The sequence below is a fragment of the Pseudomonas fluorescens genome (genome assembly GCF_902498065.1).
GTDB classification, from domain to species: domain Bacteria; phylum Pseudomonadota; class Gammaproteobacteria; order Pseudomonadales; family Pseudomonadaceae; genus Aquipseudomonas; species Aquipseudomonas fluorescens_BJ.
On record NZ_CABVIR010000001.1, the window covers coordinates 1,757,575 to 1,773,279 of the forward strand.

Genomic DNA, 15,705 nt, shown 5'->3' on the forward strand with positions numbered 1-15,705 from the left:
CGGACTCAATCGATGGGAAGGAACGCGATATGAACACAGCTTTTGTTGCTGTTGATGACAATGTCGTGCACGAGTCGGAGGTGCAGCGTCAGCATGCGCGTCTGACTCTACCGGCGAGGATCAAGTTTCATGGGCCCGACCGGGAGGCATTCGATTGCGAGCTGGTCGACTTGTCGGCCGGCGGCTTCAGCCTCAGTCAACCGGGCACATCGCTGATCGTTGGCCGGCAACACAAAGGCAAACTGGTGTTCCAGGTCGATGCACTAGGGTTCGCCATCGACGTGGAGTTTGTGGTGCGCTCGATTAACGACGAGGGGCAGCGGATAGGTTGCGAGTTCCACAACCTGCATCCGCGCGCCATCTCCGCCTTGCGTTACGTGATCACCTCTTACCTTTCGGGTGGAGTGGTCCGCCTGGGTGACATGCTCGCGACCCAGCAGCGCGACAATTTCGCCAAGCCGCGAAAGCACGAAAGCGGCAGCGGCATGGGTGTGTTCGCTCGCGTGCGGGCGACCACAGTCAGCCTGCTGATGTTCCTGGTGGGACTGGCTGCCTTTGCTTATGTGGCGCACCAGTTGTATGGCATTTACTTCATCACTCATGCCGAATCGGCACGGGTCAATGTGCCCGGTCAGTTGATCGGTCTGCCGCGCGACGGCAGCGTCCATTCGTTAGTCAAAGTGGGTTCAGTAGTGGCCAAGGGGGCCCCGCTGGCCACCTTTTCCGCCTCGTTGCTGGATGTGATGAAAGGCAACCTGCCGCCCGGACAGGCGACGCCGGAAAATCTTGAACGCCTGTTCAGCCGAACCCTGCAAGGTTCGCTGACCAGCCCATGCGATTGCCGGGTGGTGTCGCAACTGGTGCCGGATGGCCAGGTCGTCGGCAAGGGCACCACGGTGTACGAGTTGATGCCGATCGACGGTGTGGCAACTATCGAGGCGCGCTTCCCCTACAAGAATTTCGCCAAGATCCAGCCCGGTAAGGCAGTGAGCTTCCAACTGATCGGAGAAGCACAGCCACGCACCGGCAAAATCACCGCGGTAGCGCTGGACAACGGCGGCCTGGCCTCCGACCTGCGGGTCACCATTGAGCCTGACAGCCCGTTGCAAACCGATCAGGCCGGGCGGCCGGTCGAGGTCAGTATCGAAGACCTGCAGGGTAATACCTGGGTGCAAAATGCCTCGGCGGCCAGTACCTGGATGAAGAACACCTGGGAAAATAAAGTCATGGCGGCCGGAAAATGAACGGCGCAGGGCTATCCGGGCTGCGGTTGTCTGCGCTGGCCGCGGTTCTGACGATGATCCACGGTTGCGGAACCCTGCCCGATCAAGGGTTGGCGCGCGAGGCCATGGCCCGCGGCGATTACGAGACGGCTCGCACTAACTACGCGCCCCTGGCCAAGGATGGCTATGCCGACTCACAGGCCGGGATGGGCGACTTGACCGCCTCGGTGGGTGACCCGGCAAGCCTGAAAGAGGCTGAAGCCTTGTACCGGCGAGCCGCACCGACATCGGCCAAGGCGCAGTCACGTCTGGGCCGCTTGTTGCTACGTAAGGGGCCGACAACTCCCCGGCAAGTGCAAGAGGCCCGGCAATTTTTGGAAGACGCGCTGGATAACGGCGAATTCAGTGCGGTGGTGCCGCTGACGGTGTTGTACCTGGGTTACCCGCAACTGACGCCTGGCGTGGATCCGCAACAAAAGGTCGACAGCTGGCGTGCCAAGGGCATTGTCGGGGTGGATCTGGCGCAGATTCTGATTTACCGCAATCAAGGCACCTATAACGCTCACGTACTGCAGATCGAACAGATGTGCCGGGTGCGGCTGGAGGTACTCCATGCCTGTTATGTCGAGCTGGCCATCATCAACCGCATGCGCGCCCAGCCCAAGGCGCAAGCGGACTTGTTGGTGCAGTTGCGCCAGGCTTGGCACCGGAAACAAGTAGCGCCCTTGCGGGTCGAATCGGTGGCGCGCGTGCTGTCATCCCCGGCCCTCGAAGGCCAGGCCGACCCGCAAAGCGCCCAGCGCCTGCTCGAGGAACTGGCACCGGAGTATCCGCCGGCCTGGACCAGTCTGGCTCGGTTGATCGACGACTACCCCGCCCAAGGCGATGCGGCGCAATTACTCTCGGCCTTGCAGCGCGGGCGCGAAGCGCGCGATCCACGGGCGGAACTGCTGACCGGGCGGCTGTATTACCTCGGCAAATGGTTGCCGCAAGATCCGCGCTTGGCGCAAGAACACTTGCTCAAGGCGGCCGCGGCCGGTGAATTCAAGGCGCATTACTATCTGGGCCAGTTGTACCGGCGCGGTTACCTGGGCCAGGTCGAACCTCAGAAAGCACTGCAACATTTGCTGCTCGCAGCCCGCAATGGCTCGCCCAACGCCGATTTGGCCCTGGCCCACATGTTTTCCGAAGCCCGCGGGGTCAAGGTCAATCGGATCAACGCTTTTGTCTTTGCGCAACTCGCACAACGCCAGGGCGTGGTCAATGCAGGGCCAGTGCTGTTGGCCGTGCAGTCGGGAATGACCCCGGCAGAGAGGAACATCGCGCAACCCATGCTTGAGGAAGAAGCCCAGGCCCGTCTGACGGGCGCGGCTTTAGCCAGGCTGCAAACTCCGGAAGATCCACAGGACTTACTATGAAGCAAGCATTGTTGGCTGGTTGTGGTCTGGGAGTTTCGCTGATGTGCAGCTCCGGTCTGGTGCTGGCGGCGGAAGGGGCGCCGAAAAATTTCGGCCTGGATGTGAAGATTACCGGTGAGTCGCAGGACGACCGGGACCTTGGCACGGCATCCGGTGGCACCCTCAACGATATAGGCATCGACTTGCGCCCCTGGGCCTTTGGCCAATGGGGTAACTGGAGCGCCTATACGATGGCGCAGGCGGTGGCGGCGACCGACACCATCGACACCGATACGGTGAACAACGGCGCCGACCAGAACAACACCCGTGAAGCGGATGACAGCTACCTGGCGCTTCGCGAGTTCTGGGTTGATTATCAAGGCATCACGGCCTATCCGGGCGAGCATCTGCGCCTGGGACGCCAGCGTCTGCGTGAGGACAGTGGCGAGTGGATGGACACCAACATCGAAGCGCTCAACTGGACCTTCGAAACCACGCTGCTGCGCACCCACCTCGGCGCCGCCCAACGCTTTTCCGACTATCGCACCGACTTCGACGACCTGGCGCCCGAAGATGAAGACCGCTCCCATGTCTTCGCCGACATCTCAACGCAATGGACACCCAATAACTGGGTAGGCCTGCGTGTCCACCACTCAGAGGACAGCGGCAGCCTGCCCGATCCCGGCGAACAGGTCGATACACTCGACAAGACCAACACCGGCAGCCTGACCTGGGTCGGTCTCGAAGCGAACGGTGACGGCTACAACTATCGCTCGACGATGCCGCTCAATTACTGGGCCACCGCAACCTGGCTGACAGGCGATCGCGACAACCTCTCCAGCGTGATCAGCCCTACCGGCGATCGAGTCGCAACAGGCCACACCAGTGGCGACGTCAACGCCTGGGCCGCAGACCTTGGCTTACGCTGGAACATCGATGAAAGCTGGCGCCTCGGTGCTGCCGCCGCCCGCGGTGACGGCGGCGGTAACGACCAGGAAAATCAATTCCAGCAAACCGGCCTGCAGAGCAACCGCTCCAACTTCACCGGCACCCGCTCACGCGTACACCGCTTCGGCGAAGCCTTTCGCGGTGAACTGAGCAACCTCCAGACGGCGACGCTGTTCGGCTCCTGGCAGATGCGCGAGGACTACGACGCCAGCCTCGTCTACCACCGCTTCTGGCGGGTCGACGACAAGGCGCAAACCGGCGACGACGGGATCGTCAATGCAGCGTTGGTGGACGGCGAGAAAGACCTGGGCCAGGAAGTCGACCTGGTCATGACCAAGTACTTCAAACAAGGCCTGTTGCCCGCGAGCATGGTGGATTGGGTCGACGAACCCTCGGCACTGATCCGCTTGCGTCTGGGTGTGTTCTTCCCCGGTGACGCCTACGCCAATGACACCGATTCGAGCATGCACCGGGCATTCATTGATTTCGTCTGGAAAATCTAGGACCCGGTGGTTGCCCGCGGTGACGCCATCGCTGGCAACGGCAGATTGAACACACCAGGCTGCATTTTTGATGAGTGAGACTTATGGACCGTGTCGTCAAGATAGGACTGCTGCTCGCCGCCATGCTGTTGATGCAGACGGCAGGCGCCAATGCGGCGGGTGACATCCTGATACCGCGCTATACCATCAGCGAGGCGCCAGGGAAACCGTTGCTGATCAAGGAACCGAAAATGCCCGACCTGTCCGGCTATACCGCCGAGGCAGTCGCCGCGAAGATTGCCTACAAGCCCGCCGGCCGTGCCTTGATCCAGCCGATGATCAAGGAAAACGCGCTCGACGAGTTTATCGGCGGCGAGGATCGCTTCAAGGAATGGGTGGTGCGCCAGAAGCAAATGCCCGTGGCGATCTTCATCGATCGCGGCTACATGAGCCTGACGCAACTGGCGCGCAGCCTGCCACAGTCCGCCTTGCGCGAAACCGCGCCGGGGGTGTTCCTCGCGCGCTTGCCGATCGTCATTCGTCCCGGCGCAACCCTGCATATCGACAAGTCGGTCAAGGAATTGCGCTTGTCCCAGGACGGCGGTTCCTTCCTGGTCAATGACGGCAAGCTGTTCATTACCGACACCAAGGTCAGCGCCTGGAGCGAGAAAGACGACAGCCCGGCCTGGTTCAAAAAAGAGGAGACGTTTCGGCCGTTTCTCATCTCCTGGGGCGGCACCGAGACCTACATCGTCAACAGCACCATCACCAGTTTCGGCTACACCGAGAGCAAGAGCTACGGGGTGAGTATTTCCCAGTACAGCCCGAGCATGGCACCGAAGATGAAGCGCAAAAAACCGACCGGCTGGCTGATCAATTCGCAGTTCGTCGACAACTATTTCGGCTTCTATTGCTACGAGGCCGACGACGTGGTGATTCTGCGCAACACCTTTCGCGCGAACATCGTGTATGGCATCGACCCGCACGACCGTTCGCGTCGGCTGATCATTGCCCATAACGATGTCTTCGATACCCACAAGAAACACGGCATCATCCTTTCGCGAGAGGTCAACGACAGCTGGATCATCTACAACCGCACCTACAACAATCAGCTGTCCGGCATCGTCCTGGACCGTTCCAGCGTCAACAACCTGCTGGCCTATAACGAAACCTACAAAAACCGCTCCGACGGCATCACCCTGTATGAGAGCGGCAATAACCTGATGTGGCGCAACCGTGCGGCGGACAATGACCGGCACGGCATCCGGGTACGCAACAGCACCGGCGTGCGGCTTTATGAAAACGAACTGATGGCCAATGCCCTGACCGGGATCTATGGCCACATCAAGGATTTGCGTGGCAGCGACCGCGATCTGAAGGAGGACCCCTACGAAGAAAAACTGTCGCTCACCGTGGTCGGCGGCAAGCTGATCGGCAACGGTTCCAGCCCCATCGCTGTGTTTTCACCCACGCGCCTGGAACTCTATGACTTGACCTTTCTGGCGCCACAGAAACAGGACGGCCTGGCCTTCACCGGTTTGCTGGGGGAGGTTCAGAGCGACTTGATGGACATCCTCCTGCGCCGCCATGCCGCCGCGCTGATTCTGCCCGTGACACTGTGAGGAGCCTTCCGATGAACACCCTTCATGGATTTGCCGCTGTGACCTTGCTGTCCATGTCGATGGGGGCACAGGCGCTGCCGAATTACACGGCCGAGGCCTGCTGTCAGCTGTGCCCGCAAGCGGCGCAGGCAACCTATTACGAACCACCGGAGTTGAAAAACTACGCGACGCTGGTGGAGGCCAAGGACCAGTGGCTGTTTCGCACGCGCAGTGATTTTCGCACCGACTTCGGCCTTGACGAGAGCAGCTACAACACCCTCAAGCGCCTGCGCGACGGGCTCGCCCAGCGCGGGGTCGAACTGGTGCTGGTGATGCCGCCCAGTCGCGGCTTGCTGCACGCCGACCGCCTGACGCCGGTGGAACTGGCCAGCTTCGATCAGGCCAGCGCCCGGCAGAACTACCTGCAAACCCTGGACCGGGTGCGCGGCCTGGGTATTGCGGCCCCGGACTTTACTCCCCTGTTGAGTGAGCCACAGCCCGCCGGGCAGCCCTTCTACTTTAAGGGCGACCACAACTGGACACCCTATGGCGCCGACCGCAGCGCCCAATTGGTGGCCCAGTCGCTCAAGGGCAACGATGTGCTCAAGGCGTTGCCGCATCAGCTCTTCGCCAGCCAGCCGGCGGGCCTGCTCGGACGCTCGGGTACGCTGCAAAAAGCCGCCGCGCAGATCTGTGGCAGCGGCTATGCGGCGCAGTATGTCACCCGTTACCAAACCCACGCCCAGGGCGATTCCAAGGGCCCGGCCAAGGTCGCCTTGATCGGCACCAGCGCCAGCGGCGAGCTGTTCAACTTTGCCGGTTTCCTCGAACAATATCTGGAAACCCCAGTCCGCAACTTCAGCGTACCGGGCGGTGGCTACGATGATTCGTTGATCGCCTACTTGCTCGGCGACGACTTCCAGAACGCCCCGCCGAGGGTGCTGGTGTGGGAAACCGACAATCTCGACAGCCTCGGCAAATCCAGCTTCTCCCGGCAGGCGATGGCGGCGCTGAGCGATGGCTGCGACAACCAGGCCCCCCTGCTCAAAAGCCAGGCGACCCTGCACGGCGGTCGCAATCAGGTGTTGTTCAACGGCGGTGGCGGCAATGTGTATCCGATCAAGGGCAATCGTTATCTGGTCGACCTCACGTTTTCTGATCCCGGCGTACGCCTGCTGAACGCGACCCTGACCTACCTGAACGGTCGCCAGGAAAACCTCAGCTTGAGCCGTTCGCCGACGGTCAGTACCCAGGGCCGCTTCGCCTTCGAACTGCGCGGCGACGGGGACTGGGACGATCAGACGTTTCTGTCCATGGACGTGCAACCACCGCCGGAAATGACCTCCGGAACGCTCTCGACCCGCTTGTGTGTCAAACCCGCGATCACCGCTGCACCGTCCCTGCGCACCGCGCAGGCGGAGGAAAACTGATGCGTCAGGCACACTGGGCCGCCGTTGGCGTGGCCTTCATTCTGATGGGGCCTATCGTGCAGGCGTGCGCTCAACTTCGCCCGCCGCAGGGCTATTACGCGCCGGCCATAGAAAAAAAAGGCGACGCGCCGGACTGTCCCGCGACGCCCAAACCCTATACCGGTGACCTGTTGATCCCCAGTAAATACGAAGGCTCGGGCAAGGCGCGGGATCAGCTAAACGCCAAATCCAACAAACGCTACAAAGAAATGTCAGGCGATATCAACGAACTGGAAAAAGGCGTCAACAAACAGGTCGCCGCCTATTTGCGGGTCGGTCGCCCCGGTCATGTGGACTGCACCTTGAGTTGGCTCGGCGATTGGGCCAAGGCGCAGGCGCTGCTGAGTACCACTTACACCCACACCGGCAAGTCGATGCGCAAATGGGCGGTGGGCAGTGTTTCCTCGGCTTATCTGCGGCTCAAATACTCGCGCTCCCAGCCACTGAGAGGCCGCGAAGCGCAGACCCGGCCAATCGAGGACTGGATCGGCAAGGTTGCCGAACAGGTGGTGCGCGACTGGCGCGACCAGCCGCTGGACCGGCTCAACAACCACCAGTATTGGGCAGCATGGTCCGTCATGGCGGCCTCGGTCGTAGTCGATCGACGCGACCTGTTCGACTGGTCGGTGGCGCAGTTTCGCATCGGCGCGTCCCAGGTCGATGCAGACGGCTACTTGCCCAACGAACTGGGCCGCGACACCCGCGCACTGGCTTACCACAACTACGCGATGGGACCGCTGATGATGATCGCCTCCTTCGCCCAAGCCAACGGCGTCGACCTGCGCGAAGAAAACCAAGGCGCCATGCGGCGTCTGGCGGCGCGGGTGGAAGAAGGCATCAAAGACCCAGGCGTGTTTGAACGCAAGACCGGCCACAAACAGGAACTTGAAGACCTTAACGAGGATGGCAAGTTTGCCTGGCTGGAACCCTACTGCGCGCTGTACGCCTGCTCGGCGGCAACCAACCGCTGGCGCCAATCGGTCGAACCGATGAAAAACTACCGTCTGGGCGGCGACATCACCCAGTTGTTTGCTGACCAGAAAGAATAAAGGCATCAGCCGATGCGGCCACTCTGAATTGAGCTTGTGTTTCAAATAATGGAAGGCAGTCCTTCGCGGTTCGAAGCGCCTTCATATCGAATGATGAAGGTGCGGGAGGCAAGAAAATGATTCCAGTCATTCTGTCCGGTGGCAGTGGTTCGCGGTTGTGGCCGCTGTCGCGCAAGATGTATCCCAAACAGTTCCTGAGCCTGGCCGGCGAAGGATCGCTATTCCAGCAAACCCTGCAGCGCCTGGAGTTCGAGGGGATCGGCAAGCCGATTGTGGTGTGCAATCAGGAGCATCGCTTTCTCGTCAACGAACAACTCGCCGCCATCGGCTGCAAGCCGCAGGCGATCCTGCTCGAACCCTTCGGCCGCAACACCGCACCGGCGGTAGCGCTGGCAGCCCTCAAGCTGATTGCCGAGGGCCGCGATGAGCTCATGTTGGTGCTTCCGGCCGACCATGTGATCAGCGACGTTCCCGCCTTGCGCGCCACATTGGGAATCGCGCAGGAGGAAGCGCTCAAAGGCAATCTCGTGCTGTTCGGCATTCCGGCGCTGCGCCCGGAAACCGGCTTTGGCTACATCAAGGCCGACTGCAGCGATGCCGGCTCCAGTGCCTTCAAGGTCGAGCAATTTATCGAGAAACCCGACGCGCAAACCGCCGCCGAATTTGTCCGCTCCGGCGAATACTTCTGGAACAGCGGGATGTTCCTGTTCCGTGCCAGTCGCTACCTCGAAGAGCTGCGCACTCACGAGCCGGACATGTACGACACCTGCGTGATGGCCCTGGAGCGCAGCCCTAGCAACGAAGGCGTGACCAGCATCGATCGCGTTACCTTTGAATGCTGCCCGGACAACTCCATTGATTACGCGGTGATGGAGCACACCAGCCGCGCCTGGGTCGTCCCACTCAGCGCCGGCTGGAGTGACGTCGGTTGCTGGTCTTCGCTGTGGGATGTGCATGACAAGGACGGCGATGACAACGTGTTCAAAGGCGATGTCGTCAGCTACAACAGCCGCCGTTGCTTCGTACATGGCAGCAGCAAACTGGTGACCCTGCTCGGAGTGGAAAACCTCGTCGTGATAGAAACCGAGGACGCACTGATGGTCGCAAACCGCGACAACGTGCAAGACGTGAAAAAACTGGTGAATGCACTCGATGCCAAGGGCCGCTCGGAAACCCAGAACAACTGCGCGGTGTATCGTCCCTGGGGCAGTTACCACTCGGTGGACAACGGTATCCGCCACCAGGTCAAACACATCACCGTGAAACCCGGAGCACAACTCTCCCTGCAAATGCACCACCACCGCGCCGAACACTGGATCGTCGTCTCCGGCACCGCCCAGGTGACGTGCAACGACAAGGTGTTCCTGCTGACGGAAAACCAGTCCACCTACATCCCGATTGCTTCGGTGCATCGGCTGGCCAACCCAGGGAAAATTCCGTTGGAAGTGATTGAAGTGCAGTCCGGGAGTTACTTGGGTGAGGACGATATTCAGCGCTTGGAAGATGTGTATGGGAGGAATCAGCAGGTCAATAACTGAGCCCGCCTGGCGTGTTTACAGTACGAGCAAGAAACGCTCCCCCTGTGGGAGCGAGCCTGCTCGCGAAATATACCGGTCTAATCGTGCGCTACTCCATCAGCGAGCCATCCACAAACACCCACAAAATTAATGAACCCCTCCACCGCCTGCCCACCTAACTGTAAGACCATCAGGAGGGCAACCCATGCAAACCGAAACCATCTGGATCGTACTCGCCGCCGTTCTTGTGCTGGTTGAGCTATGGGCAATTAACAAAGTGCGCAAAGCCGAAGGCAAATCCAGCAACAAACTCGTATGGATGGTGGTGATCGTGTTTGTGCCACTGTTCGGATTGATCGCGTGGGCATTGGCCGGCCCGAAACACACCGATCACAATCCGCATTCGCCGCAGGCTAGACAATGATGTCGGGGGAGCCGCGATAGCAGTTTGGAAAACACCCCAGTTTGAAATGACAAAGCCCCAATGATTGGGGCTTCGTCGTTTCTGGCCACTCGACTTCAAAACTGAAGTCCGAAAATCTCGTAGGAATTTACCCTTTGTGGCGAGGGGATTTATCCCCGTTAGGCTGCGAAGCGGCCCCAAAACCTGCACCCCATTTCCCAAGGCACTCCACATGTCCCGAATCACCGTGACAAGCCGGAAAACAGTGGCATTCAGCCTTGCCGCAACAACCGCGAAAGCGTCCTACAGCGCGGTTGTGAGCGCCAAAATGGGCGCCTATAGTTCGGCCAGTCGCAGATACAAGTCAGCGACGGGGGTTTCGCAGCCCTTAAGATACGTGTAGAACGCAGCACCATAAATGGAATGACGGTCGCAACAGTGTCCGAAACCCGTTTTATGGTGGCTGTGTGTGGGAGACCTTCGGGTCTGCCGGGCTCCTCGTATCCTTGGTCTGCGAACCCGCACACAGCTACCACCCAATTCGTTTCGCAGCGAATGGCGGCAGCTCTTCTTTCAAATACGAGGAAGATTTATTTATGCCAATGAACAATCCGTCTCACAGCTTCACCCCCATGTCCCAATTCGCCACCGACTACCCCGTCCTCCTAATCGACAGCGACGCCCCCCCTCCGCGAACTGCACAACTGCGTCAGCGAACGCCTCAACGCCGTCCTCAAATACCTCAACCTCATGGCCTGCACCAGCCTGCCGGACTACGCCGAAAACGACATCAACACCGTCACCAACATCGCCTTGATCCTGCTCCGGGATGTAGGTGATGTGTTTCGGGTTATTGAGCAGCGTGGGTTTGATACATCCAAAGGTTAATGACCGAATTCAAAGCAAAAAAACCCGCGTGTGATGCGGGTTTTTATTACCTCATAGCGACTCAGCTGGAAGAGCTTTAATAACCGAATAGAAACGCCATTTGGGCTATGCCTATCCTCTAACTCGATACTTTTGGCACAAATATTCACGCAGCTTTCCGCTTTCTCGACAGCCCGAAGATAATGGCTGCTCACATCGCAGAAACCATCAAGGCCGGTGACACAGCATTAAATCAAAAAGGTGACAGACCTATTTATTAAATAGATCTGTCACCTTTTTTTTCCTTAACTTCCCCATTAACTGGGTAATTGCACTGACTCGACCACCCGTTTGCATTCGACCTGACCCGTCATTTGCATCGGACTTGACCAGCACGCTTCGTAACCATGACCAGCAGAGAACGGCCAGAAGTGGACACCTGAAATACCCCCGACCTTTACATCGCCTTGGAAGATATCGTATTGGCTAACCCAAAACGTGCCTTGAGCAAACGCGGCTAGGCGCGTTCACGCCGCTATAGTCGACTCTATTGCCGACCGTCCCTCCAGGAGCTTTTTCCAGTGTCTGACATGCCGACCAATTTCGCTTACACAAAACGCTTCAACGCCGTACTCGCCTACATTGATGCCAATCTTGAAGGTGACCTGTCGGTGAAGACGTTGAGCCATGTGGCGAACTTTTCGGCGTTTCACTTCCATCGACAATTCACCGCGTTCGTAGGAGTGCCTGTCTCACGTTATGTGCAACTGATGCGACTACGACGCGCGGCACATAGACTGGCCGCCCTCGCTGATCACTCGGTACTGGACGCCGCACTCGATGCCAGCTTTGAAAGTCCCGAGGCATTTTGCAGGGCGTTCAGGCGGGCGTTCGGTATGTCGCCGAGCGCGTTCAGGAAGGAACCGAACTGGCAGGTCTGGAATGCGGTATTCGCAATCCCTCACTTTTCCAGGACTATCATCATGCTAGTACGAATCATAGATTTCCCTGAAGTCAAGGTAGCAGCGCTTCAGCACTGCGGACCAGCCGGGCTCGTCAATGAGAGCGTGCGCACGTTCATCGAGTGGCGTATGCAGAGCGGACAGTCGCCGGTGGCATCGAGTCGCACCTTTGGCATTCCCTATAGCAACCCCGATACGACACCTCCACAAGCATTCCGCTTCGCAATCTGCGGCGAGATTCACGAGGCCGTGGCGCCGAATGAGTTCGGCGTGCACGAGATCGTCATTCCTGCCGGTCGATACGTCGTGGTGCGACACGCGGGGTCGCCGGATCACATCGGCGAAACGATCTATCCGATTTACCGCGATTGGCTACCTGCCAGTGGTGAGGAACTTCGTGACCAGCCGCTATTCTTCAATTACCTGAGCGTCCATCCTGAGACGCCACAGGATCAATGGCAAACAGATGTGTATGTTCCGCTGCAATAGCGGAGCAAATAGCTTTCGACCCAAAGCTGACGGTGACGAAAGGCAGAAATCGGCTGAGTAGCAGTCAGATGTTTTTTCGAAATCAACTGCTACTCACACCACCGCTGTTAGCGATGAACATCCAATAGTTATGGTTTTACTGCGTGTTCATCCTCAATGTGGGCGGCCGCCGTTGGTATCTTCTCCGGCACAATAAAACTCAAGGTCGTATTGGTGATGATTTTGTGAGTTGGGTCGGCCACCTCAAGAAGAACCTTGTGCGTGCCAGGAGTAAGTCCAACCAAGATAATCGGGTCTTCACTGGTGTGCGCCCATGTACCTTTCCAGTCATCGACGGTCACGTGAAGGTGACTGAGACGTGGTGATACATCAGCAGCCGCCTTGCCAAATACCGGCATGATCCTGGAGTGTTCTGTTCGATACTGGATGATGACAACACCACGGGCGAGTGGCTCGGCAAGCGGCGGATAAGCAATGAGTTTCGGCGCAGCCTCCGATTCTAACGGAAGTATTGCCGGTGGAGCATTGCTGTCTGCTGCAGCCTCTCCGGACACGGCTGTGCAAAAGAAGACAGCCAAGGCTAGGGCCAACGGATTTCTGAAAGCGATAGACATGGTGCTTTCTCCAGCATCATTTCACTCAAGCCTAGATCAAACCGACAATTTCCACGGTTTATTTACGATCGAAATCACCCACTTTTTTATCGATAATGGTTGACAGCTTCTGGCCCAGAGTGTGTAAAAACTGCTTCCAAGACCGACGGAGTATGTTTCAGGCTAGGAGTTGAAAACAGCCTGACATTTCTTGGTATGGTGCGAGAAGGCTTCCTCTTTTTAGGACAAAAAATGATTTCACATGTATTCATCGGAGTGAATGACTTCAATCGAGCACTTGTGTTTTATCAAGGGGTCATGCAGATACTCGGACTTGATCTCAAGTTCACAGACCTTGAACGCCCATGGGCGGGCTGGAAACACCCCGACACTGCACGCCCTCTTTTCGTGGTGGGCAAACCGTTCGACGGCGAATCTGCGACGCTAGGAAATGGGCAAATGATTGCTCTGCTGGCACCTAATCGACAGATCGTACACAACGCCCATGCCTTGGCGTTGGCATTGGATGGAACATGTGAAGGCGTTCCGGGCTTGCGACCCGAATACCACCCGAATTTTTATGGGGCGTATTTTCGAGACCCTGAAGGAAACAAGCTTTGCGTCTGTTGTCACGATCCGGAGTAGGTCAAGTGTAGGATCTATTTTTGGCTGAAATCGTGAACAAAACATTGTCGAGAACCCTTGCTATGATTTCTGAGGATTTCATCGCAGGGATCGCCCATGAAGCGCTTCATTCAAGGTGAACATCGAGGCCAAGGCACCTAACTTCCCGAGAGCCTCGACGACTGCGTCAGCGATACCAATCCGGTACGCGTAGTCGATGTCTTTGTCGACGAACTCAACCTGGTCAATCTGGGTTTTGAAGGTGCCATTCCAGCCGATACTGGCCGGCCTGCTTGCCACCCCGCGATCTTGCTGAAGATCTACATCTACGGCTATCTCAACCGCATCCAATCGAGCCGACGTTTGGAGCGAGAAGCTCAACGCAACATCGAACTGATGTGGTTGACCGGGCGTTGGATGCCGGACTTCCCGCGACCGCAATTTCACCAGCGCCAAGCTTAAGCGGCGAATGGAAGAAATTGAATCGAGTATCAATCGGTACCTGACTGCGCTCGACGAAGCCGATCAGCAAAAACCCTCAATCGCTCAGCCCAAGGCTGCTCGTCTGCAAGAGAAAATAGACAAGCTCAAAGCTCAGATGAAAGAGTTACAGGTCATTGAAATTCAGCTCAACGAATCGCCGGATAAACAGGTCTCACTGACCGATCCAGACAGCCGCTCCATGATGACGCGCGGCGCGGGAATCGTTGGCTACAACGTGCAGACAGCGGTCGATACGCAGCACCATTTGATCGTTGCGCATGAGGTGACCAACATCGGTTCCGACCGCGATCAACTCAGCTCGATGGCCAAGCAGGCCCGCGAGGCGATGGAGTCAGATACGTTATCGGTAGTGGCTGACCGAGGTTACTTCAAAAGCGAACAAGTCCTCGCTTGTCACGATGCAGGCATCACCGCCTATGTGCCCAAGCCGATGACCTCTGGAGCCAAGGCTGACGGGCGTTTCAATAACGATGCCTCATCTATGACGCGGCAAAAAACGAATACATTTGCCCGGCTGGAGAGGCGCTGATCTGGCGCTATACCAACGTTGAAAAAGACCTGACGTTGCACCGTTACTGGCGTTCGTAATGCCGGGCCTGCGCAATGAAGCCGCAGTGCACACCAAACACACAACGGCGGGTTCGACGCTGGGAGCATGAGGCCGTATTGGAGGAGATGCAGAGCCGGCTGAGCAACGCGCCGGAAATGATGCGGATCCGAAAACGGACGGTTGAGCATCCCTTCGGGACGCTCAAGCAATGGATGGGCGCGACACACTTCCTGACCCGAAAGCTTAACGGGGTGAGTGCAGAGATGAGCCTGAACGTGCTCGCTGACAACCTGAAAAGGGTCATGAAAATCATCCGCACCACTGGCTTGATGAAAGCGTTAACGGCGTAAAAACCGGTCTTTTTTACCCCGTCCAAATGACTTTAATAGGCTGCTGAGCCGTTTTAACTGTTCCTGGAAGCGTTGTGGCCTTGATCAGTTTGCGAACCGTGAGCACGGTCTCCTGGCGTCGATATAAAAAACTAAATCTGACGTTTTTAAACACTCTCGGCCAAAAGCTGTCATTCATCAACTCCGCCAGTTCAAAGAGGTGGTGATAGCCCTATGCATGAACACATATATTGGCGAATGCCCTAAACTCGCTTCCTCCCAATCACTCAAGGAAGCGTCAATGGGCATTCGAGGAAAAGACCGTCAGATCGACAACATCGAGTTCAATGTCGTCGACATAGCTCGAAGCAAAGCCTTTTACGGGAGCGTATTCGACTGGAGTTTCGTCGACTACGGCCCGACTTATAGCGAGTTCAGCGACGGTCGTATAACAGGTGGATTCACTACAGGAGAACCTGTGCGAACGGGCGGGCCATTGGTCATCCTCTACGCGGAAGATCTAGACCGTACCGAGCTGAGGCTCAAGGCAGCAGGCGCTACGATCAGTCGTGAAGTTTTCTCGTTCCCAGGTGGGCGCCGTTTCCACTTCATCGACCCAGATGGCTATGAGCTAGCCGTCTGGTCGGCCTCTCCATGATTTAGAGGCAGAGAAACCAACGTAAAACAGCAATGCTTGA

At 57.8% G+C, this 15,705-nt stretch carries 12 protein-coding genes and 2 pseudogenes; 13 read left to right on the forward strand and 1 reads right to left on the reverse strand.

The features are described from left to right. Positions 1–29: 29 nt before the first annotated feature. The 10 genes and pseudogenes from F8N43_RS08185 to F8N43_RS08240 all read left to right on the forward strand — a co-directional run bounded on the left by F8N43_RS08185 (position 30) and on the right by F8N43_RS08240 (position 12,407). Entirely contained in the window at positions 30–1,244 is a 1,215-nt protein-coding gene (locus F8N43_RS08185) for an alginate biosynthesis protein Alg44 (RefSeq protein WP_150632982.1), read from the forward strand. Then, complete coding sequence (locus tag F8N43_RS08190) at positions 1,241–2,641, forward strand: sel1 repeat family protein (protein ID WP_150632981.1); 1,401 nt, start codon at positions 1,241–1,243, stop codon at positions 2,639–2,641. Before F8N43_RS08185 ends, F8N43_RS08190 begins: the two co-directional genes overlap by 4 nt. Before the next feature lie 41 nt (positions 2,642–2,682). Then, positions 2,683–4,071 carry an alginate export family protein gene (locus F8N43_RS08195; RefSeq protein ID WP_224787814.1) on the forward strand — a complete coding sequence of 463 codons (1,389 nt, stop codon included), beginning with the start codon at positions 2,683–2,685 and terminating at the stop codon, positions 4,069–4,071. Positions 4,072–4,154: 83 nt separating this feature from the next. Next, on the forward strand, positions 4,155–5,672 hold the full coding sequence (gene algG, locus F8N43_RS08200) for a mannuronan 5-epimerase AlgG (protein ID WP_150640055.1): 1,518 nt from the start codon (positions 4,155–4,157) through the stop codon (positions 5,670–5,672). 11 nt (positions 5,673–5,683) lie between these two features. Further along, positions 5,684–7,081: an alginate O-acetyltransferase AlgX-related protein gene (locus F8N43_RS08205; protein WP_150653562.1), complete on the forward strand. Its 1,398-nt coding sequence runs from the start codon at positions 5,684–5,686 to the stop codon at positions 7,079–7,081. Next, positions 7,081–8,169: a mannuronate-specific alginate lyase gene (locus F8N43_RS08210; RefSeq protein ID WP_150653563.1), complete on the forward strand. Its 1,089-nt coding sequence runs from the start codon at positions 7,081–7,083 to the stop codon at positions 8,167–8,169. Before F8N43_RS08205 ends, F8N43_RS08210 begins: the two co-directional genes overlap by 1 nt. A 116-nt stretch (positions 8,170–8,285) precedes the next feature. Then, the gene (locus F8N43_RS08215; protein WP_150632976.1) at positions 8,286–9,707 is read left to right on the forward strand and encodes a mannose-1-phosphate guanylyltransferase/mannose-6-phosphate isomerase; all 1,422 of its coding nucleotides are present in this window, start codon (positions 8,286–8,288) and stop codon (positions 9,705–9,707) included. Positions 9,708–9,891: 184 nt separating this feature from the next. Continuing rightward, entirely contained in the window at positions 9,892–10,110 is a 219-nt protein-coding gene (locus tag F8N43_RS08220; RefSeq protein WP_150632975.1) for a PLD nuclease N-terminal domain-containing protein, read from the forward strand. A 575-nt stretch (positions 10,111–10,685) separates the two neighbouring features. After that, a pseudogene (locus F8N43_RS29490) lies at positions 10,686–10,977 on the forward strand (fructose-bisphosphate aldolase). Positions 10,978–11,537: 560 nt separating this feature from the next. Next, complete coding sequence (locus F8N43_RS08240) at positions 11,538–12,407, forward strand: AraC family transcriptional regulator (protein ID WP_150653564.1); 870 nt, start codon at positions 11,538–11,540, stop codon at positions 12,405–12,407. A 128-nt stretch (positions 12,408–12,535) separates the two neighbouring features. Here F8N43_RS08240 and F8N43_RS08245 read toward each other — a convergent pair whose 3' ends face one another. Then, positions 12,536–13,021 (reverse strand): DUF6130 family protein, encoded by a 486-nt coding sequence (locus F8N43_RS08245; protein ID WP_150639469.1) that lies wholly within the window; start codon positions 13,019–13,021, stop codon positions 12,536–12,538. A 99-nt stretch (positions 13,022–13,120) separates the two neighbouring features. Between F8N43_RS08245 and F8N43_RS08250 the strand changes: the two genes are divergently transcribed. The 3 genes and pseudogenes from F8N43_RS08250 to F8N43_RS08260 all read left to right on the forward strand — a co-directional run bounded on the left by F8N43_RS08250 (position 13,121) and on the right by F8N43_RS08260 (position 15,665). Further along, entirely contained in the window at positions 13,121–13,645 is a 525-nt protein-coding gene (locus tag F8N43_RS08250; protein WP_224787797.1) for a VOC family protein, read from the forward strand. A gap of 96 nt (positions 13,646–13,741) precedes the next feature. After that, positions 13,742–15,028: pseudogene (locus F8N43_RS08255) on the forward strand (IS1182 family transposase). 280 nt (positions 15,029–15,308) lie between these two features. Then, positions 15,309–15,665: a VOC family protein gene (locus F8N43_RS08260; RefSeq protein WP_150653662.1), complete on the forward strand. Its 357-nt coding sequence runs from the start codon at positions 15,309–15,311 to the stop codon at positions 15,663–15,665. Positions 15,666–15,705: the final 40 nt, after the last annotated feature.

Excerpts from the sequence above, each read along its gene's own strand:
- F8N43_RS08185 (WP_150632982.1), top strand. The coding sequence starts at position 30 with ATGAACACAGCTTTTGTTGCTGTTGATGACAATGTCGTGCACGAGTCG.
- F8N43_RS08190 (WP_150632981.1), top strand. The coding sequence starts at position 1,241 with ATGAACGGCGCAGGGCTATCCGGGCTGCGGTTGTCTGCGCTGGCCGCG.
- F8N43_RS08195 (WP_224787814.1), top strand. The coding sequence starts at position 2,683 with ATGTGCAGCTCCGGTCTGGTGCTGGCGGCGGAAGGGGCGCCGAAAAAT.
- algG (WP_150640055.1), top strand. The coding sequence starts at position 4,155 with ATGGACCGTGTCGTCAAGATAGGACTGCTGCTCGCCGCCATGCTGTTG.
- F8N43_RS08205 (WP_150653562.1), top strand. The coding sequence starts at position 5,684 with ATGAACACCCTTCATGGATTTGCCGCTGTGACCTTGCTGTCCATGTCG.
- F8N43_RS08210 (WP_150653563.1), top strand. The coding sequence starts at position 7,081 with ATGCGTCAGGCACACTGGGCCGCCGTTGGCGTGGCCTTCATTCTGATG.
- F8N43_RS08215 (WP_150632976.1), top strand. The coding sequence starts at position 8,286 with ATGATTCCAGTCATTCTGTCCGGTGGCAGTGGTTCGCGGTTGTGGCCG.
- F8N43_RS08220 (WP_150632975.1), top strand. The coding sequence starts at position 9,892 with ATGCAAACCGAAACCATCTGGATCGTACTCGCCGCCGTTCTTGTGCTG.
- F8N43_RS08245 (WP_150639469.1), bottom strand. The coding sequence starts at position 13,021 with ATGTCTATCGCTTTCAGAAATCCGTTGGCCCTAGCCTTGGCTGTCTTC.
- F8N43_RS08260 (WP_150653662.1), top strand. The coding sequence starts at position 15,309 with ATGGGCATTCGAGGAAAAGACCGTCAGATCGACAACATCGAGTTCAAT.